Raw genomic sequence first — 17,658 nt, 5'->3', positions numbered from 1 at the left:
GACTCACCCGCTCCTTTAAAGGCATCACGCCAGCACACAGGGTAAGGCATAATCGGGAATTCCCGCAAGGATGTGCTTGCGCGGGTAAAACAATTGCGCCTAGCCCTACTGGCCCGCTGTTGAAAAGGCCGCGTCACAGTTGGCCCGCAGTTCCTTGAGGCTGGGTTGCGGATTTCGGGCCAGCCTTTCCGTCAGCCTGTTGCGCATATCGGTTATATCCTGATTGACCCGCTCCGGCGACAGCCCCGTCGATTGCCGGTAATAATCGACGGTGCTGGCGCCGCGCACCATGGCCTGGCTGAGGTCATCCCCCTGGCCGTATCCGCCGCCATCAGGTAAACCGCCGCGCATCCCTTGGCGAATTCCTCCAGTTCCTGCTTCGAGGACTGCGCCTGCGGCGCAGCGGGTGGCGGCGGAACGGCCGTCTGCGCCTGGGCAGCACCCGCCACCAGCATCATCCCCACCACCAGGCGCCCGAACATCAAAAAAGCCTCCCGCAATCCGGCGGGAGGCTTGAAATGACCGGCCGCCATGAGGCAGCGTATCAATATTATCTGTTTCTCGCTACCACCACTTCGACGGTTTGGCCGAAAAGCCCGCAGCCTTTTCCAGCACCGAGGCGATGTTGAGTACCGTGCCTTCGTCCAGCGCCTTGCCGATGACCTGAAGACCGAGCGGCAGCCCCTGGCTATCCAGCCCCGCCGGCACCGACAGGCCCGGCAGACCGGCCAGGTTGGTAGTGACGGTAAAGACGTCATTGAGATACATCTGCACCGGATCGGCGGCCTTGACCTGGTCGCCGAGTTCAAAGGCGGCGGACGGCGTGGCCGGGGTCAGGATGACATCGCAGCTCTCGAAAGCTTTCGTGAAATCCTCGGCAATGCGGCGGCGCACCTTCAGCGCCTTGACATAATAGGCGTCATAGAAGCCAGCCGACAGCACATAGGTGCCGATCATGATGCGGCGCTTGACCTCCTTGCCGAAGCCTTCCGAACGCGACAGTTCGTAGACATCGGTTAAGGACTGCGCCGCATCGGTGCGGTGACCGAAGCGCATACCGTCATAACGGGCGAGGTTAGACGAGGCTTCCGCCGGCGCAATGATATAGTAGCACGGCAGGGCGTATTTGGTATGCGGTAGCGAAATGCGGACAATCTCGGCGCCGGCGTCCTTCAGCCAGGCAATCCCTTGCTCCCACAGCGCATCGATCTCGGCCGGAATGCCATCGAGACGATATTCATCGGGAATACCGATACGCAGGCCCTTTACCGACTTGCCAAGGAAGGACGAAAAATCCGGTATGGCCAGGTCGAGCGAGGTCGAGTCCTTGACATCGTGCGAGCACATGGCCTGCAGCATCAGGGCCGCGTCTTCGACAGTCTTGGTGATCGGGCCGGCCTGATCGAGCGACGAGGCGAAGGCCACCATGCCATAGCGCGAGCAGCGGCCATAGGTCGGCTTGATCCCGACCGTGCCGGTGAAGGCGGCCGGCTGGCGGATTGACCCGCCGGTATCCGAGGCCGTGGCCGCCGGGCACAGATCGGCGGCGACGGCGGCGGCCGAACCACCGGAAGACCCGCCCGGTGTCAGTTCGGCATTCGAGCCACGCGACTTCCACGGATTGACAACATTGCCCCATTTCGAGGTCTCGTTCGACGACCCCATGGCGAATTCGTCCATGTTCAGCTTGCCGAGCATGACCGCGCCCTGGTCCCACAGGTTCTGCGTCACGGTCGATTCGTAGGTCGGCACGAAGTTTTCCAGGATGCCCGAACAGGCCGTGGTGCGCACACCCGCCGTACAATAGAGATCCTTGATGCCCAGCGGCGCGCCTTCCAGCCTGCCGCCCTCGCCTTTCGCCAGCTTGGCATCGGACACTGCGGCCTGCGCGCGCGCCTTGTCGAAGGTCAACTCGACATAGGCATTGAGCGCCGGATTGGCGGTTTCGATGGCGCCAATAAAGGCCTCGGTCAGTTCGGTGGAAGAAAAGGTCTTCGCCTTCAGGCCGTCGATCGCGGCCTTCAAAGTCAGCTTGGTCAGTTCAGTCATAATTATTCAACCACCTTCGGCACGATGAAGAAGCCGTCGACGGTCTTCGGGGCATTGGCAACAATCTCGCGCACCTTATCACCATCGGTGACAACGTCCTCGCGCATCGGCTGCGGCATTTCGATAGCCGTGGTCATCGGCTCGACGCCACTGACATCGACCTCGTTCAACTGCTCGATCCAGCCGAGAATGCCGTTCAGTTCGCCGGCGAGCGATTGCAGGCGCTCATCGCTTTCCCGCAGGCGGGAGAGCGACGCCACTTTCTTGACGGTTGCCACATCGATGGCCATGACCAGACTCCTTAATTCTCTAAGGCAGTCCGGTTAAAGGCTGAGGATGGATTTGGCAAGAGGGGCCGCGTTCAAAAGCCCCTCCAGAGCCTTCTCACCACTTCGGGCTGTTCGGCCTGCCTTACTGATCCAATCCCGAAACAACAAGTGCCGGCCTGTCGCCGCCACTTGTATTGCGCGCGATCAGTTCAACGCGAGGCCGCTTGCTCACGCTGTTGAGCAAAGGCTTGTCCACCTGGCTTACCGCGGAATTGACGGCGTCGTCCTGGCACGCCTTGTCGGCCATCTGCGTCAGCGGGTCATAGAATTCGCAGGCGCAGACATCATAGGCGGCCGCGGTGAGCTTGGCGTAGAAGAACCGCACCTGCTTCACGTCCTGAAAATTCACGCCCCTGGCAGAAACGGTCCGTTGTGCGGTGACAAGGGTCTGCGCATAAACACTTCCTGTCGTCAGGGCGGCGGCGGAAAGCAAGGCAGCATAAAACATCGATCTAGCATGATCTTTTCCTCTCCAATTTTAGTGGATACGCAACTGTGAATGCACGCGGTTTACGCGCATTCACAGTAAATGGAAATACAATTATTATGAATTTTTTGACATTTATTAAAATAATACCCATATATTAAAAATATCAAATGAAACAACAGGCAATATTACCCTTTAATTGTAACAATTATCTTTAATAAAGACACATTCATAGAAACGATTACACAAAAAAACTTCAATACTTCCTCTGCGTAATGTCCGCCAGGGCCATCTGAGGGGCACCCGGCGTATAAAGCGCGGTCAATTCAGGCTTGTTCAGTTGCTGCAAGGCGCCCTGCATCGCCTCATCCTCACAGGCGCGGTCATCGGCGATCCGCCAGGACGGCCCCTCACCGCCTTCGGTCTGGCAGACATACTGAACCACCTTGTAAAGACGAGCATAGACCGCTTTCGTTTCGGCCGGATCGTCAAGCTGGCGCGTCGGGAAAGTGACATCGACCTTAGTGGTGCCCGGTTCCTGGGCAAAGGCGACCGGCGCGGCAGTCAAGCCCGACAGGAGGGCCAGAGTCAAAGCAATACGAAACATGGCAACAGCTCCCTTTCGTCAGCTTAGTTACGGCGCGATCCGGTATTGCGCTCGGCATAGGCCGTGGCGCGATCCGGATGTCCGTGAAGAGCGCTCAGTTGCGGAGCGTTGATATCCTCTACTGCATTTGTCAGAGCCCGGTCTTCACAGGCCTCATCTTCCATAGCCGTCCGTGAATTGTAGACCGCGCTTGTACATACTGTTTTCGCCGCGGCTTTCAATCTGGTGTAGAAAGTGCGCGCCTCGCGGGCGTTGGTAAAATCGAGGTGCTTCGCTGTGACAACAACTTCGGCCGGCCGGCGTTCCTGGGCATTGGCAGCGCCGGCGGCCAGGGCGGCAAACGACAGGGCGCCAAAAGACAGAGCGGCGATAAAGATCGAGCGAGACATGATGAATTTCCTTTTTGCGATTTAAGCAGATGCTGAATGAATACTCAGAAGAACTGGAGACACATCTACGCTCGTTAAAATGAAATTGAAACATGAATATTATTAAATCGGATCAATATATTACATGAATTTCATTAATTACATTGCGGTAATTTATTACATAGATTTAATATTCAAATTCCGTCGAATATTTGCACGTCGAAACCATTTCAACAGCAACCATCAGACCGGGATTGACTCGGACCTTCATAGACGCCAAAGCAGGGTCATGGCCGTTATCGACATTACCGAACTGGCAGGGGCGCTTGCCCCGCGCCGCGCCCTGCTGGGGCTGGATCTGGGGAGAAGACCATCGGCGTTGCCGTGTCGGATATTTCCCTGACCATCGCCTCGCCGCTGGAACTGATCAAGAAGAGCAAGTTCACGCTGGAAGCCGAGCGCCTGTTTAAACTGATGGTCCTGCGCGAAGCCGATGGCCTGGTGATCGGCTTGCCCGTAAATATGGATGGCACGGAAGGGCCGCGCTGCCAGTCGTGCCGCGCCTTCGCCCGCAACATTCTGCGCCTGCGCGATATGCCGATCGCCTTCTGGGACGAGCGCTGGTCGTCATCCGTGATGAACCGCTTCCTGATCGAGGAAGCCGACCTGACCCGCGCCAAACGCGCCGAGGTCATCGACCGCTCCGCCGCCGCCTATATCTTGCAGGGCGCGCTGGATCGCATGAAGGACGCGGCGGGTGCCTGACGTCGCCTTTCAGCGCCCGACCGGGCGCCGGCGATCGTTCGTCGCCCCTGCGGAGGCGAGCGCGCAGCGCGATAGCCGTGAGCGACAAGAATGACCTCAGTCACCATTCTCAACGGCATCGCCCCGGTCTTCCTGTTGATCGCCCTCGGATACGGACTGAAAAAATCCGGCTTTTTGCCGCTCAATGTCTGGCCGCCGATCGAGAAGTTCGCCGTCTACGTCCTTTATCCAGGCTTTCTGGTGCCGGCCATCTGGCACGCCAACCTCTCCGGCTTTTCCACCGGACCGATCACCATCGGCGTGGTCGGCTCGGTGGTCATCGGCGCTGCCTTCGGTTTTGCCCTCAAGCCCTTCCTGAAACTCTCCGGCCCGACCTTCACCAGCGTCTTCCAGGGCCTGATCCGCTTCAATTCCTTTGTTTTCGTGCCAGTGGCGGCTTCGATCTTCGGGCCTGACGCCAATAGCCTCTCCGCCGTGGCGATCAGCGCGCTTATTCCCGCCAGCAACATGATCAGCATACTGGTGCTCGCGCGCTGGGGGGAACCCGAAGGCGGGACGCCCGACCGCACGCCAATGTGGTTCGTCAAAACGCTCCTGACCAATCCGATCTTTGCCTCGTGCCTGATCGGCCTGTTTCTCAACTTCCTGCAGGTGCCCGACATCGCCTTCGCCGAGAAAGCGCTGAACATGCTGGGCGAGGCCGCCATCCCGACCGGATTGATTCTCGCCGGCGCGGGGCTTAGTTTTGGTTATGTCTGGCGGCGTCCGATTCTGGTCGGGCTGGTGTCGCTGTTCAAGATACTGGTCATGCCGATTCTGGCCTGGTCGATCTGCTGTGCCTTGGGCGGAGACCGCATGGCGCAGGGCATTGCGCTGGCTTGCGGGGCGGCCCCTTGTGCGGCCGCGGCCTATGTCCAGGCCCGGCATATGGGCGGCGACGCGACCCTGATGGCCGGCATCGTGGCCCTGACCACGACGTTGAGCGCGGTCACCATGCCGCTGTTGTTATGGCTGTTTCATCTGGTTTAAAATAGAAAACCCTCCCCTCTTGGAGGGGAGGTGTCGAGCAAGCAAAGCGCGTCGAGACGGAGGGGTAAAAACCTCCGATTTTACCCCCTCTTGAAAATTGCTTAACGCAATTTCCAAGCCCCCCCCTGCAACAGGGGGAGATCTTGAGAGATCATCCCGCCCCCTCTTTCATCCACTGATCCATCTGCTTCCCGCCGATCAGATCCGCGATATAGCCGAACGTCTCATCCTGCGCCGCATTGACAAAGGCCGTCATGGCCGCCGAATGCAGCCAGCTGCCGAGCGACACCCGCCGCACGCCCAGTTCCGCCAGTTCGCAGACCGACAACGGCTTGGCGCCCAATCCACCCAGCACATTGACCGGCCTATCGACGCTGCGGCAAATCTCACCGACTTCCTCGGCAGTTGAAATACCCGGCGCATATAATACGTCTGCGCCCGCCTCCTGATAAGCCTGTAAACGCGCAATGGTATCGGCCAGATCGGACCGGCCATGGAGATAGTTCTCGCAGCGCGCCACAAGCATGAACCTGAACGGCAGGCCCTTCGCCGCTTCCGCAGCCGCGCGAATGCGATCCGCTGCCTCGGCGATATCATAGATCACCCGCCCATCGCCTGTGGCGTCCTCTATCGAACCGCCGACCAGTCCGGCCTCGGCGCCTAAGCGGATCGTCTCCGCGCACGCCTCCGGCCGATGGCCAAAGCCATTCTCCAGATCGGCCGCCAGCGGCAGGTCGGTCGCCGTCGCCAGATCACACACATGCTCAAGCACATGATCCCGCCCCGCCTGATAATCACTCACACCCAGCGAGCGCGCGTAACCGGCGCTGGTGGTGGTCAGGGCGCGAAATCCCAGCCCCGCCAGCAGCCGCGCCGAGCCGCGATCCCACGGGTTGGGGATGACGAAACAGCCCCGTTCATGTAAGGCAGCGAACTCTGCCGCCTTTTCGCTTTGGCTTTTCACGGATATCTTGTCCTTATGACTTGTACTTTATGACATTCTCCGCCAAAACGCGGCAAAGCCAATTCCTGCGGAATAATGACGACTGTGCCGGCAGTTTCTGTCAGCATGACAATTATGCAGACTCATGAAGACGCCACATGACCGATTTTAACGAACTGATCCGCGCCCGGCTGCACGCCTTCCCTAAGCCGCACTTTCTGGGTGCGCAGGATCTCGATCCGCCCGATATCGCCAATCTGCTCGATCTGGCCGACGTGTTCGTCGATCTCAACCGGCAATCGACCAAGAAACTCGATCTCCTGCGCGGCCGCACCCTGGTCAATATGTTCTTCGAGAACTCGACGCGCACGCAGTCCTCGTTTGAACTGGCCGGCAAACGCCTCGGCGCCGACACCATTAATATGAGCATGAAGACCTCGTCGGTCGCCAAGGGCGAAACCCTGATCGACACCGCCGTCACGCTCAACGCCATGAAGCCCGATCTGCTGGTGGTCCGCCACTCGGCCTCCGGCGCCGCGGCCCTGCTGGCGCAGAAGGTCGGCTGTTCGGTGGTCAATGCCGGTGATGGCCAGCACCAGCACCCGACCCAGGCCTTGCTCGATATGTTGTCGATCCGCCGCGCCTTCGGCCATGTCGACGGCCTGACCATAGCCATCTGCGGCGATGTCACCCATTCCCGCGTGGCGCGCTCCAATGTCATCCTGCTCAACGCCATGGGCGCCCATGTTCGCCTCGTCGGTCCGCCGACGCTCATTCCGGGCGATGCCGACCAGTGGGGCACAGAGGTTTATCACGATATGCGCGAAGGCATTGCCGGCGCCGATGTAGTGATGATGCTGCGCCTCCAGCTTGAACGCATGGACGGCGCCTTTATCCCTTCGGCGCGCGAATATTACCGCTTCTTTGGCCTCGACCGCGAGAAACTGGCGGTCGCCGCCCCAGGCGCCAAGGTCATGCACCCCGGACCGATGAACCGCGGCATCGAGATCGATTCGGAAATCGCCGACGATCTATCGGTTTCGCTCATTCAGGATCAGGTCGAGATGGGCGTGGCCGCCCGCATGGCCGTGCTGGCCTCGCTGGCTGCGCGACTAGAGAATGACCGATGAGGAAACGATATCTGGTTGGAACTGCCTTATTTTCCTCACTATTAATTCAGGCTTGTAGTCCTGAGCATGTTGATGACAACTCAAATAACAGTTTGATATCGGCAGCGACACATTCCGCATTAGAACGAACCACTGCTTCTCGTGTGGCAGATAGTGACCTGAATCCAGACGATGCGGCAAGGATGGCGTCAGAAGACTTTGCAAAAGGCCAATGTAATCTCTACGCCATTCGAAATTGGAGTTATAGCATCCCAGGGAAGGACGCGCCCGCTCTCGTCAAGCCCTCATCGCCAACGTCAGATGATGTTATATATGTTGTGGTCTACATTCAGGGCATGTCTGATATGGCCTCTCCAAATGCCGAAAAATTTGCCACGACTTACAACGAAATTGCACTCAAAAATTGCGAAGCAAAGAAATGACCAAAGAAACCACCTCTCTTGCTTTCGTCAATGCCCGCCTCATCGATCCGGCCACCGAATATGACGGCCCCGGCTCGGTTATCGTCACCAATGGCATCATCACCGATGTCACCCTGGGCCACAGCACCCCCGCCCTGCCCGCCGGCATCCGCCTTATCGATTGCGACGAAAACGCCCTCCTGCCCGGCCTGATCGATATGCGCGTCAAGACCGGCGAACCCGGTCACGAACCCGCCGAAACCCTGAAATCCGCCAGCCTGGCCGCCGCCGCCGGGGGCGTGACCTCCTTTGTCGTCCAGCCCGACACCGATCCGTGCATCGACGAACCGGCCATGGCCGACTTCATCCTGCGCCGGGCGCGCGATATCGAACTGGTCCACGTATACCCCGCCGGCGCCGCCACCAAGAAGCTGGAAGGCAAGCAGATGGCGGAAATCGGCCTGATGGCCGAGGCCGGCGCGCTCTATTTCACCAATGCCGACGAGCCGATCGTCAATTCGAAGATCTTCAGCCGCGTGCTGAACTATGCCAACGGCTTCAACGCCCTGATCGCGCATCGCCCGAAGGAGCCCTGGCTTTCCGAAGGCGCCGTCGCCACGTCCGGCGAAATGGCGGCGCGCATGGGCCTTTCCGGGGTGTCGCCGCTGGCCGAACGCATCATGATCGAGCGCGACCTCGCCCTGGCCGAGATGACCGGCGCGCGCTTCCTGGTCGACCTGATCTCGACCGGCGGCGCGTTGCAATCGCTCGAACGCGCCAAGGCCAAGGGGCTGGAGGTCTTCGCCTCGGCCTCGATCAACCACCTGATGTTCAACGAACTCGACATCGGCGACTACCGCACCTTCTTCCGCCTCGATCCGCCCCTGCGCGCCGAACGCGACCGTCTGGCCCTGATCGATGCCGTTTCGACTGGCCTGATCGACGTTATCGTGTCGAACCATTCGCCGGAACCGGCCGAACACAAGCGCCTGCCATTCTCCGAAGCCACGCCCGGTGCGCTCGGCCTGCAAACCCTGTTGCCAGCGCTGATCGGCCTGCACCACGAAAACGACATTCCACTGATAGACCTGTTGCGCACCGTAACGCAAAATCCGGCGCAATTGCTGGGCCTGGCCGCCGGCCGCATCGCCAAAGGCGCGCCCGCCGACCTGATCCTGGTCGATATCGACGCGCCGTTCGCGTTGCGCGAAAAAGACATCCTGTCGAAATCGAAGAACTCACCCTTTGAAAACCGCGCATTACAGGGCAAGGTGCTGAAAACGCTGGTGGACGGCCGTATCGTCTACGAACACGCCTAGGACAAACCATGCCCGATATTGCCATTTACGCGCTTGCCCTGATCGGCGGTTATCTGCTCGGCTCAATTCCGTTCGGCTATATATCGGCCAAGGCGGCGGGCATCGATATCCGCACGGTCGGTTCCGGCAATATCGGCGCCACCAATGTGCTGCGCACCGGCCGCAAGGACCTGGCCGCCATCACCTTTATCGGCGATACCGGCAAGGGCGCTCTGGCTGTCGGCCTGGCCTTTGTCCTGCTGCTGCAAACCGATATTGAAACCCGCCGAACCGCCATGGCGCTGGCAGGGGCCGCCGCCTTCCTCGGGCACCTGTTTCCGGTGTGGCTGAAATTCAAGGGCGGCAAGGGCGTGGCCACCTTCTTCGGCACTCTGTTCGCCGCCTGCTGGCCCATGGGCCTGATCGCCGCTGCCCTGTGGCTGCTGACCGCCTTTGTCTTCCGGATATCCTCGCTCGGTGCCCTGGTCGCCGCTGCTCTGGTCGTGCCGGTTGCCTTCCTGCTGCATGTCGCGCCCTATCCGTTCCTCGGCATGGCGCTGTTCATGGCCGTGCTGATCTATATCCGCCACCATGAGAATATCCGCCGCCTTCTGAAAGGCGAGGAACCGAGGATCGGCAAGAAGAAAGAGGCCTGATCAAACCATCAACCGGCCATTATCCTTGATCGTCCGCATGGCCAATGTCGTGGTGAAGCGCTCGACGCCCGGCAACCGCCACAGGGTCTGGCGCAGGAAATCATCCAGCGCCGCCATCGACGGCATGATCACCTGCATCAGATAATCCGTGGCCCCGACCGTGGCGTGACAACTCAGCACCGCCGGATGCGCCGCCACCGCCTGCTCGAACGCTTCGTGACGCTCGAACGAAACCGTCACCTGCACAAAGGCGAGGGTCGACAGGCCCAGCATGGCCGGATCGAGGTCGGCGCGGTAGCCTCGAATAACGCCTGCCGCTTCCAGCGCCTGTACCCGTTTCCAGCACGGCGATTTCGACAGGCCGGTGCGGTCGCCCAATTCGGCGAAGGACAGCCGGCCATCGGCCTCCAGTTCACGCAATATGGCCTCATCAAAACGATCCATTCGTTTCTCCACGAACAAATATTCAGATAAATCGTTTCCTATATAGCGCAAATTACAAGCACAATAGAAACAATGTTCAGCGAAAAGCGCGTTAGGCTGGCCACAAAAGGGAGACACGACATGAACCGCCAGTCCTATATCGACCAGCTTTCCGCGCCCGCGAAGCTGGATTACGAACTCTATCTGCAAACCGACCGCCTGCTCGCCTGCCAGAAGCCGATGGCGGCCATGGTCAATGCCGATGAACTGCAATTCCAGATCGTCCACCAGGTCGAGGAATTGTGGATGAAACTGATGGTCCACACCCTGCTCGATATTAACGACCACATGCAGGCGAGTCATGTCCACAAGGTCGTGACCCTGTTTTCCCGCTGCAATATGATTATCCGGCTGATGAGCGAACAGCTTGACCTGCTGGAAACCATGTCGCCGCACGATTACCAGCAGATCCGCCTGCAACTGGGCAATGGCTCCGGCCGAATCGCCCGGCTTCCGCACCCTGATGAAGATGCCGCCGGAACTTTGGGAGACCTATGAGGCCCGTTATCTCACCGGTCGCGGCCTGACGGTGCGCGATATCTACGACACCAAATATGCCCATGACGACGCCTATGTCATTGCCGAATGCCTGATCGAATTCGATGAGCGCATGGGCAAGTTCCGATCCAACCATATCTTCCTGATCCAGCGGACCATCGGCATGGGCGCGGCCTCGCTGAAAGGCCGGCCGGTCGAACTGCTCTATGCTGGCGCACGTCACCGCTTCTTCCCCGAACTATGGGCCGTGCGCCATGAGATGACAGATGCCTGGGGTGGTGCCTATGGCAAGGTCCGGCCCTCACTGAGCGTAGCCGAATGATCGAGCTGTTTGAAAAGCCGCCCGGTGGTCCCTATTTGCTCAGTCATTCGGCGGGCCTGTTGCCAAAGGCGGCGCGCGGTGATTTCGAGGCACATTTCTTTACCCCCTGGACCGCGACCCCCGGCGAAAGCTGGCCCTTATGGCTTGATGCGATTGATGATTTTCGCACGGCTTTGGCCGATCTGCTGGGCGGGCGGATGGCGGACTACTGCCCGCAGCCCAATGTTTCGGCGGCCTTGTTCGCCCTTCTCTCAGGGCTGACTCTGGAAAAGGGCCGCGACCGGATCATCATGTCGGCGCAGGCTTTCCCGTCGCTGGGTTTCGTGGCGCAACAGGCCCAACGGCTGGGCTTTCGTTTTGGGATTCTGGAAGGCGATCCCGCCGATATCGCCACCTGGGAAGCGGCGATGACATCCGATGTCGCGGTCGTCGTGGCCATGCACGTCCATTCCAATACCAGCATCGTGTCTCCGGTGGCGGAGATCGCGGGCCTGGCCCGCACGCGCGGCATTTTCAGCATTATCGACGTGGCGCAATCGGCAGGCATATTACCGATCGATGTCACGGCCTGGCAGGCCGATGCCCTGATCGGTTCGTGCCTGAAATGGCTGTGCGGCGGACCGGGCGCCGGTTTTTTATGGTGTCCGCATGACCTCAGGCCGCTGAATGTCGGCTGGTTTTCGCATGAGAACCCGTTTGATTTCGATATCCGCGATTTCCATTATGCCTCGGATGCCCGCCGGTTCTGGGGCGGCACGCCCTCGGTCGCACCCTATGTGCTGGCCACCACCGGCATTCGCACCATCCGCGATATCGGTGTGGAGGCGATAATCAAGCACAACCGCGCCCTGATCGCCCGGATCGATCCGTCGGATCGTTCCGACAAGGGCGGCACCCTGTGCCATAAACCGTCGCATATGGAGAAGACGATGGCCGCCCTGACCGCCGCCGGCTGCCGCTTTGATCGGCGTGGCGATGTGCTGCGCCTGTCATTCCATATCTACAATACAGAAGAAGACGCCGATATCGTGGCCGGGTGCTTAGCATAACCTATATCTCCCTAAAACGCTTCAGCGTTTTGGGGAGATATAAATATCTAAGCCCCCAACAGCCGCTCCAGACGCGCGGCGGCGTCGGTTATGGCGAAGGCCGCCTTGCGCTCCATTTCATGCGCGCCGGCGTTCATGCGGGCATTGGCCGAACTGGCCTCATCCAGTTGCAGGCGCAGATCCTGCATCTCGTCGATCATCAGCAGGGCCGCCATGAGGAACAGCCGCACCTCGCCGATCGAACCGACATCGGACACCACCATCTCGACATGCTCGTCGAACTTGCGCGCCAGTTCCTGCACGCGACCTTCCTGGCCATCGGCGCAACCGACCGTATAGGGCTTGTTATTGACGCGGACCGTGACCTCTCCCATTACATTACCCCACTGACAAGCTGGCGGATATTGGCGGCGGCGGCGCCCAGGGCGGCATGGGCGGCGGAAGCCGCGGCGGCCAGTTCGGCATTGGAGGTGCGCGCCTCTTCCAGTTCGGCCAGCACCCGCTCATACTCGTCATTGGTGCCGGAGCCGGTGAATTCCGGCAGGGGTTCTCCGGATTGCAGCGCCCGAACACGGGCTTCAAGGGCCTCCAGCGCCCGGTCCAGTCGATCGACGGCGACATTCAGGCTACCGCCAGCCGGATGATTCGGTGCCAAATGAGTCTGGGAATGCTCCATAACCGCTCTCCTCCGATATGCGCCGCGCTTCCCCGATTCGTCCGCTTCCGGACCAAAACCGGTAAGAATCGTGCGCAAAACGCATTAAATTCTACACTTAGCCGGCAAGTTCGGCTAAAGGCACGGCAAATCTCCGTACTCGTTAACACTTTAATAGAGACTCACCCATGTCCACAAGCGCTGTTGCAGCCGCTCCCACAACAAAGCCCTCCGGTGTTCTTATGGCGGATGCCATCCGCGTCCTGTCCATGGAGGCGGTGCATAATGCGAAGTCCGGCCACCAGGGTATGCCGATGGGCATGGCCGATGTCGCCACTGTGCTGTGGACCAAGTTCCTGAAGTACGATCCGAAACAACCCGACTGGGCCGACCGCGACCGTTTCGTGCTCTCTGCCGGCCACGGCTCGATGCTGCTCTATTCGCTGCTGCACCTGACCGGCTTCAAATCGGTCTCGATGAAGGACATCGAGAATTTCCGCCAGTGGGGCTCCACCACCGCCGGCCACCCGGAATACGGCCACACCCCCGGCGTCGAATGCACCACCGGCCCGCTCGGCCAGGGCCTGGCCACCGCCGTCGGCATGGCCATGGCCGAACGCCACCTCAATGCCCGCTTCGGTGACGAGCTCGTCAACCACCGCACCTGGGTCATCGCCGGTGACGGCTGCCTGATGGAAGGCGTATCGCACGAAGCCATCTCGCTGGCCGGCCGCCTCAAGCTGAAGAACCTGATCGTCCTGTTCGACGACAATAATGTCACCATCGATGGTTACGCCACCGTGGCCGAAACCGGCGACCAGCTCGCCCGCTTCAAGGCCGCCGGCTGGGCGGTAAAGGCCGTTGACGGCCACGATCATTCCAAGATCGCCGCCGCCATGCGCTGGGCCACCCAGCAGCAGAAGCCGGTCATGATCGCCTGCAAGACCGCCGTGTCGCGTCGCGCCGGCGCTAAGGAAGGCGACAAGCACGGCCACGGCTACAACCTGATGGACGATGAAATCAAGGCCGCCCGCGAACATATGGACTGGCTGGCCGCCCCCTTCACCCTGCCGGAAAACATCAGCAAGGCCTGGCTGGCCGCCGGCCGCAAGGGCACCGGGGTCCGCAAGGACTGGGATGCCCGTGCCAAGGCGCATCCGAAAGGCGCCGAACTGGCCGCCGCCATGACCGGCAAGCTGCCCGCCAATGCGTTTGAAGCGCTGGATGCCCACATCGCCGACGCTATCGCCACCAAGCCGGCCGACGCCACCCGCTCCTGCTCCGGCAAGGCACTGGCAACCCTGACGCCGGTGATCGAATCCATGATCGGCGGCTCGGCCGACCTCACCGGCTCGGTCAATACCCTGGTGAAAGGCATGACCGCCTTTGACGAGCCCGACTATGCCGGCCGCTACGTCCATTACGGCGTGCGTGAATTCGGCATGGCTGCGGCGATGAACGGCATGGCCCTGCATGGCGGCATCCTGCCCTATGCCGGCACCTTCTTCGTGTTTTCGGACTACAGCCGCCCGGCGATCCGCCTCGGTGCGCTGATGGGCGCCAAGGTCGTCCACGTCATGACGCACGATTCGATCGGCGTCGGCGAAGACGGTCCGACCCACCAGCCGGTCGAGCACCTGGCCTCTTACCGCGCCATGCCCGGCCTGCACGTCTTCCGCCCGGCCGACATGGTCGAGGCCGCCGAATGCTGGAAAGCCGCCGTAAAGGCCAAGGGCCCATCCATGCTTGTCCTGTCGCGCCAGAAGGTGCCGGCTGTCCGTTCGCAAGGTGGTGACCTTTCACTGAAGGGCGCCTACGAGCTGGTCACCGCCTCCGGTGACGCCAAGGCCACCATTTTCGCTTCCGGCACGGAAGTCTCCATCGCCGTCGCAGCACAAAAGCAACTGGAAGCCGATGGCATCCCAACCCGCGTCGTCTCGACCCCTTCGTGGGATGTCTTTGACGCCCAGCCGGCGGCTTACAAGGCCTCGGTCATCGGCACCGCGCCGGTGCGCATCGCCGTCGAAGCCGCCGCTCGCTTCGGCTGGGAACGCTTCATCGGCGAAGACGGCCTGTTTGTCGGCATGTCGAGCTTCGGCGCGTCGGCCCCAGCCGACCGCCTCTACAAGGAGTTCGGCATCACGGCTGAAAACGTGGTCGCCAAGGTCAAGGCCGCGCTGTAAAAAGCCGCACACTCCAAAAACAAAAGCCCCATCCGAGTTCCGGACGGGGCTTTTTTATTTTCTACTTCCATACGGAGCCGTTTTATGCCTCCAAAATGCGATGACCAATCGCATTTTGGCAAGCGCGACTGCGCGCCGCGCACGTTTGCGCGCCTCTTCGCTCTTTTTTGCAAAAAAGAGCCGTGACAGCGGCGGCTGTCACGGCTCCGATCTGTCCTGTCCGCTCCGGGGAGATACGGACATTACAGAAGCTGTTTAGCGTCCCTGCTGGGGCGCCATATCCTGACGGTGATGGCGCCAGCCCTTATGGCCCTGCGACAATTCCGTGGCGTCAAGGAAGCCGTCATGGTTGGCGTCGGCCTTGTCGAAGCGGGCTTTCGCCATGGCCTCGCTTTCGGCCCACGACACCTTGCCGTCCTTGTCGGTATCGATGCGGGCGAGCATTTTGGCCTGGCGTTCGGCGCGATGCGCCTGCCAGCCGGCCTTGAGTTCGTCCTTCGTTACCTGGCCGTCTTTATTGGCGTCGATCTCGTCAAAAGCCTTGGCGAGGCGGCCCCCAGACTTGGCCTCGACTTCGCTCTTGTCGAGCGCGCCGTCCTTGTTGGTATCCATGGCGTCAAAGCGCATACCGGCTTTTGGGCCGTGATGCTTGCCAGGCATATTCATGGTGGTTTGCGCCAGCGCACCGCCCACAAGGGCCGCGCCAAGCGCCATGATAGAAACAAACGTCAGTGTACGTGACATGAGTTGAGTTCCTGAGTGGATAGAACGAACAGTCCCCATTCGTGCCGTTATCCAGTCAAACGGAAGCGGTGATATTTTCCGTCGCAAAAATTTTTGCGGAATTTTTTCATAAAAAAAGACCGGAGCTTTCGCTCCGGCCAGGTGTGCCATCCACGGCAACTTTTTTTTCAGCTCAAGCCGCATGGCTCGGCGCATCAGCGCCGGCGGGCGGTCGCCCTTGCCGGAAGGCACAATGCCTCCCGGAAATCCTCACTTTTCAGGTGGCGGCGGACCATCTCCATCCGGTCCCCCTTCCGGTGGCGGGGACGGCGCCTTCAATTCGGTCTCATCGAGATAACCGTCCTTGTTGGCATCCATCCGAGCAAAATGGGCCTTCATCGGCGCGCTGAATTCCTCAAGGCTGATCCTGCCATCCTTGTCGGTATCGAGTTGTTTGATATCAGGTCCATGGAAAGGCATGGGACCGCCCCTGCCACGGGGGCCGTCATGCTCACGGCCGCGTCCATGATCCACATCCGGTCTTTTCGGATGGAAAGCGTCGAATTCGGCCTGGCTGATCATGCCATCCTTATTGGTATCGATATCGCTGAAGGCCGGCCTTGCCAGGCCATCGGTTGTTTCAGCGTTCGTTCCGTCCGCCAGGGCCGGCAGGGCGCATATGCCGGCGAGTGCCAGGGACAGACCCAGCCAGTGAACAGGCTTTAACATGCTGTGTATCCTCGTCATTTCATAAAAGAGCGACACATCAGTCGCTCTCTGTTGATCATCATGATGCGCCCGTCATATTGCCCGCCGATGTCAGGCCGACCTCGGAATCGGGCCAAAATAAGATTTATTATGACAGCGGCGACATCGGAAAGCCGTAAGCCTGCGTCATTGCGGTCACAGGTCTTTTTCCTTATCAGCGCCCTCAATCACGAGTATCGTCGCCATGTCATCAGCCGTACAGTCCGTCATGTCCCAAACCCTCACCGCCACCCCCACGCGCATCCTTGTCGTCGATGATGACGCCGATCTACGCGAACTGATCAGCGGCTTCCTGAGCCAGAACGGCTTCGAGGTCCAGACGGCGGCTCAAGGGCGAGACATGGAAAAGATCCTGGCGCGCGGTGACATTCACCTGATCGTGCTCGATTACATGATGCCGGGCGAGGACGGTCTCTCGATCTGCAAGCGGATCAATGAACAGGGCGGCCCGCCGGTCATCATGCTGTCGGCGCGCGGCGAGGAAATCGACCGCATTGTCGGCCTCGAACTCGGCGCCGATGACTACATGGCCAAGCCGTTCCATCCGCGCGAACTGCTGGCCCGCATCCGCGCTGTCATGCGCCGCCGCGAAGCCCGCAACGGGAATGGTGAGAAGTCGCCGATCACGCATTTCTTCAACTGGCAGCTCGACAATATCAAGCGCACCCTGGTCCGCCCCGACGGCATACAGGTGGCGCTTTCCAATGCCGAATTCGAACTGTTGCGCGTCTTCCTCGATCGTCCGGGCCGCGCCCTTTCCCGCGACCAGATCCTCGATTACCTGCACGGGCCGAACACCGACAGCTTCGACCGCGCCATCGACGTGCAGATTTCCCGCCTCCGCAAAAAGCTGAGCGATGACGCCAATGAAGACATCATCCGTACCATCCGCGGCATCGGCTATATGTTCAAGCCTCTGAAGTAACCGGAACCGTCTTTGAGTCCCTTGCCCGCCTCCCCCCGCGTAAACTGCTG

The 17,658-nt window shown here is 60.2% G+C and carries 22 protein-coding genes and 1 pseudogene; 11 read left to right on the top strand and 12 right to left on the bottom strand.

All coding sequences use genetic code 11. From position 1 onward, the window contains the following. Positions 1-105: 105 nt before the first annotated feature. From NVV72_11105 to NVV72_11080, 6 genes are all read right to left on the bottom strand, one after another. Positions 106-351, bottom strand: coding sequence for a hypothetical protein (locus NVV72_11105; protein MCR6659862.1), 246 nt, complete (start codon positions 349-351; stop codon positions 106-108). A gap of 213 nt (positions 352-564) precedes the next feature. Continuing rightward, a complete protein-coding gene (gene gatA, locus NVV72_11100) occupies positions 565-2,049 on the bottom strand; it encodes an Asp-tRNA(Asn)/Glu-tRNA(Gln) amidotransferase subunit GatA (protein ID MCR6659861.1) in 1,485 nt (494 codons plus the stop codon). A gap of 2 nt (positions 2,050-2,051) precedes the next feature. Continuing rightward, entirely contained in the window at positions 2,052-2,339 is a 288-nt protein-coding gene (gene gatC / locus NVV72_11095) for an Asp-tRNA(Asn)/Glu-tRNA(Gln) amidotransferase subunit GatC (protein ID MCR6659860.1), read from the bottom strand. Between the two features lie 121 nt (positions 2,340-2,460). Continuing rightward, entirely contained in the window at positions 2,461-2,826 is a 366-nt protein-coding gene (locus tag NVV72_11090; protein ID MCR6659859.1) for a UrcA family protein, read from the bottom strand. A gap of 235 nt (positions 2,827-3,061) precedes the next feature. Next, entirely contained in the window at positions 3,062-3,412 is a 351-nt protein-coding gene (locus NVV72_11085) for a UrcA family protein (GenBank protein MCR6659858.1), read from the bottom strand. 23 nt (positions 3,413-3,435) lie between these two features. Then, the gene (locus tag NVV72_11080) at positions 3,436-3,801 is read right to left on the bottom strand and encodes a UrcA family protein (GenBank protein ID MCR6659857.1); all 366 of its coding nucleotides are present in this window, start codon (positions 3,799-3,801) and stop codon (positions 3,436-3,438) included. Between the two features lie 268 nt (positions 3,802-4,069). On the opposite strand from NVV72_11080, the pseudogene ruvX reads away from it, so the two are divergent. Further along, positions 4,070-4,545, top strand: a pseudogene (gene ruvX / locus NVV72_11075) (Holliday junction resolvase RuvX). A 90-nt stretch (positions 4,546-4,635) separates the two neighbouring features. Continuing rightward, the gene (locus tag NVV72_11070) at positions 4,636-5,574 is read left to right on the top strand and encodes an AEC family transporter (protein ID MCR6659856.1); all 939 of its coding nucleotides are present in this window, start codon (positions 4,636-4,638) and stop codon (positions 5,572-5,574) included. Between the two features lie 151 nt (positions 5,575-5,725). Here the strand turns inward: NVV72_11070 and NVV72_11065 are convergent, their stop codons facing one another. After that, the gene (locus NVV72_11065) at positions 5,726-6,538 is read right to left on the bottom strand and encodes an isocitrate lyase/phosphoenolpyruvate mutase family protein (protein ID MCR6659855.1); all 813 of its coding nucleotides are present in this window, start codon (positions 6,536-6,538) and stop codon (positions 5,726-5,728) included. Between the two features lie 137 nt (positions 6,539-6,675). Between NVV72_11065 and NVV72_11060 the strand changes: the two genes are divergently transcribed. Genes NVV72_11060 through plsY form a run of 4 tightly spaced genes read left to right on the top strand, consistent with a single transcriptional unit; the run spans position 6,676 to position 10,002 of the window. Then, positions 6,676-7,647, top strand: coding sequence for an aspartate carbamoyltransferase catalytic subunit (locus NVV72_11060; protein MCR6659854.1), 972 nt, complete (start codon positions 6,676-6,678; stop codon positions 7,645-7,647). Further along, positions 7,644-8,069: a hypothetical protein gene (locus NVV72_11055; GenBank protein MCR6659853.1), complete on the top strand. Its 426-nt coding sequence runs from the start codon at positions 7,644-7,646 to the stop codon at positions 8,067-8,069. Before NVV72_11060 ends, NVV72_11055 begins: the two co-directional genes overlap by 4 nt. Further along, positions 8,066-9,367: a dihydroorotase gene (gene pyrC / locus NVV72_11050; protein ID MCR6659852.1), complete on the top strand. Its 1,302-nt coding sequence runs from the start codon at positions 8,066-8,068 to the stop codon at positions 9,365-9,367. Before NVV72_11055 ends, pyrC begins: the two co-directional genes overlap by 4 nt. An 8-nt stretch (positions 9,368-9,375) precedes the next feature. Continuing rightward, positions 9,376-10,002: a glycerol-3-phosphate 1-O-acyltransferase PlsY gene (gene plsY / locus NVV72_11045; protein ID MCR6659851.1), complete on the top strand. Its 627-nt coding sequence runs from the start codon at positions 9,376-9,378 to the stop codon at positions 10,000-10,002. On the opposite strand, the gene NVV72_11040 is transcribed toward plsY, so the two are convergent. Beyond that, positions 10,003-10,446 carry an Lrp/AsnC family transcriptional regulator gene (locus tag NVV72_11040; GenBank protein ID MCR6659850.1) on the bottom strand — a complete coding sequence of 148 codons (444 nt, stop codon included), beginning with the start codon at positions 10,444-10,446 and terminating at the stop codon, positions 10,003-10,005. Positions 10,447-10,566: 120 nt separating this feature from the next. Here NVV72_11040 and NVV72_11035 point away from each other — a divergent pair, with 120 nt between their 5' ends. From NVV72_11035 to NVV72_11025, 3 genes are read left to right on the top strand one after another with little or no spacing between them, the layout of a single operon-like run. After that, positions 10,567-10,983, top strand: a complete 417-nt coding sequence (locus NVV72_11035) for a tryptophan 2,3-dioxygenase family protein (GenBank protein MCR6659849.1) — start codon at positions 10,567-10,569, stop codon at positions 10,981-10,983. Beyond that, a complete protein-coding gene (locus tag NVV72_11030; protein MCR6659848.1) occupies positions 10,955-11,305 on the top strand; it encodes a hypothetical protein in 351 nt (116 codons plus the stop codon). Before NVV72_11035 ends, NVV72_11030 begins: the two co-directional genes overlap by 29 nt. Beyond that, positions 11,302-12,354, top strand: coding sequence for an aminotransferase class V-fold PLP-dependent enzyme (locus NVV72_11025; GenBank protein MCR6659847.1), 1,053 nt, complete (start codon positions 11,302-11,304; stop codon positions 12,352-12,354). Before NVV72_11030 ends, NVV72_11025 begins: the two co-directional genes overlap by 4 nt. 47 nt (positions 12,355-12,401) lie before the next feature. On the opposite strand, the gene NVV72_11020 is transcribed toward NVV72_11025, so the two are convergent. Together NVV72_11020 and NVV72_11015 are read right to left on the bottom strand one after the other, a co-directional pair. Then, complete coding sequence (locus tag NVV72_11020; protein MCR6659846.1) at positions 12,402-12,728, bottom strand: cell division protein ZapA; 327 nt, start codon at positions 12,726-12,728, stop codon at positions 12,402-12,404. After that, positions 12,728-13,030 carry a hypothetical protein gene (locus NVV72_11015; protein MCR6659845.1) on the bottom strand — a complete coding sequence of 101 codons (303 nt, stop codon included), beginning with the start codon at positions 13,028-13,030 and terminating at the stop codon, positions 12,728-12,730. Before NVV72_11015 ends, NVV72_11020 begins: the two co-directional genes overlap by 1 nt. Positions 13,031-13,251: 221 nt before the next feature. Here NVV72_11015 and tkt point away from each other — a divergent pair, with 221 nt between their 5' ends. Then, a complete protein-coding gene (tkt, locus tag NVV72_11010) occupies positions 13,252-15,192 on the top strand; it encodes a transketolase (protein MCR6659844.1) in 1,941 nt (646 codons plus the stop codon). A gap of 255 nt (positions 15,193-15,447) precedes the next feature. On the opposite strand, the gene NVV72_11005 is transcribed toward tkt, so the two are convergent. Beyond that, positions 15,448-15,936: an EF-hand domain-containing protein gene (locus NVV72_11005; protein MCR6659843.1), complete on the bottom strand. Its 489-nt coding sequence runs from the start codon at positions 15,934-15,936 to the stop codon at positions 15,448-15,450. A 249-nt stretch (positions 15,937-16,185) separates the two neighbouring features. Continuing rightward, positions 16,186-16,644, bottom strand: a complete 459-nt coding sequence (locus tag NVV72_11000; protein ID MCR6659842.1) for an EF-hand domain-containing protein — start codon at positions 16,642-16,644, stop codon at positions 16,186-16,188. A gap of 247 nt (positions 16,645-16,891) precedes the next feature. Between NVV72_11000 and NVV72_10995 the strand changes: the two genes are divergently transcribed. Continuing rightward, positions 16,892-17,608 (top strand): response regulator, encoded by a 717-nt coding sequence (locus tag NVV72_10995; GenBank protein ID MCR6659841.1) that lies wholly within the window; start codon positions 16,892-16,894, stop codon positions 17,606-17,608. Positions 17,609-17,658: the final 50 nt, after the last annotated feature.

It is taken from the genome of Asticcacaulis sp. (genome assembly GCA_024707255.1).
GTDB lineage: Bacteria > Pseudomonadota > Alphaproteobacteria > Caulobacterales > Caulobacteraceae > Asticcacaulis.
Note: the sequence above shows the minus strand (reverse complement) of the source record. Positions and strands in the feature narration are given on the sequence as shown.

Coding starts and splice junctions, on each gene's coding strand:
- NVV72_11105 (MCR6659862.1), bottom strand. CDS start 351: ATGCGCGGCGGTTTACCTGATGGCGGCGGATACGGCCAGGGGGATGAC.
- gatA (MCR6659861.1), bottom strand. CDS start 2,049: ATGACTGAACTGACCAAGCTGACTTTGAAGGCCGCGATCGACGGCCTG.
- gatC (MCR6659860.1), bottom strand. CDS start 2,339: ATGGCCATCGATGTGGCAACCGTCAAGAAAGTGGCGTCGCTCTCCCGC.
- NVV72_11090 (MCR6659859.1), bottom strand. CDS start 2,826: ATGTTTTATGCTGCCTTGCTTTCCGCCGCCGCCCTGACGACAGGAAGT.
- NVV72_11085 (MCR6659858.1), bottom strand. CDS start 3,412: ATGTTTCGTATTGCTTTGACTCTGGCCCTCCTGTCGGGCTTGACTGCC.
- NVV72_11080 (MCR6659857.1), bottom strand. CDS start 3,801: ATGTCTCGCTCGATCTTTATCGCCGCTCTGTCTTTTGGCGCCCTGTCG.
- NVV72_11070 (MCR6659856.1), top strand. CDS start 4,636: ATGACCTCAGTCACCATTCTCAACGGCATCGCCCCGGTCTTCCTGTTG.
- NVV72_11060 (MCR6659854.1), top strand. CDS start 6,676: ATGACCGATTTTAACGAACTGATCCGCGCCCGGCTGCACGCCTTCCCT.
- NVV72_11055 (MCR6659853.1), top strand. CDS start 7,644: ATGAGGAAACGATATCTGGTTGGAACTGCCTTATTTTCCTCACTATTA.
- pyrC (MCR6659852.1), top strand. CDS start 8,066: ATGACCAAAGAAACCACCTCTCTTGCTTTCGTCAATGCCCGCCTCATC.
- plsY (MCR6659851.1), top strand. CDS start 9,376: ATGCCCGATATTGCCATTTACGCGCTTGCCCTGATCGGCGGTTATCTG.
- NVV72_11040 (MCR6659850.1), bottom strand. CDS start 10,446: ATGGATCGTTTTGATGAGGCCATATTGCGTGAACTGGAGGCCGATGGC.
- NVV72_11035 (MCR6659849.1), top strand. CDS start 10,567: ATGAACCGCCAGTCCTATATCGACCAGCTTTCCGCGCCCGCGAAGCTG.
- NVV72_11030 (MCR6659848.1), top strand. CDS start 10,955: ATGCCGCCGGAACTTTGGGAGACCTATGAGGCCCGTTATCTCACCGGT.
- NVV72_11025 (MCR6659847.1), top strand. CDS start 11,302: ATGATCGAGCTGTTTGAAAAGCCGCCCGGTGGTCCCTATTTGCTCAGT.
- NVV72_11020 (MCR6659846.1), bottom strand. CDS start 12,728: ATGGGAGAGGTCACGGTCCGCGTCAATAACAAGCCCTATACGGTCGGT.
- NVV72_11015 (MCR6659845.1), bottom strand. CDS start 13,030: ATGGAGCATTCCCAGACTCATTTGGCACCGAATCATCCGGCTGGCGGT.
- tkt (MCR6659844.1), top strand. CDS start 13,252: ATGGCGGATGCCATCCGCGTCCTGTCCATGGAGGCGGTGCATAATGCG.
- NVV72_11005 (MCR6659843.1), bottom strand. CDS start 15,936: ATGTCACGTACACTGACGTTTGTTTCTATCATGGCGCTTGGCGCGGCC.
- NVV72_11000 (MCR6659842.1), bottom strand. CDS start 16,644: ATGTTAAAGCCTGTTCACTGGCTGGGTCTGTCCCTGGCACTCGCCGGC.
- NVV72_10995 (MCR6659841.1), top strand. CDS start 16,892: ATGTCCCAAACCCTCACCGCCACCCCCACGCGCATCCTTGTCGTCGAT.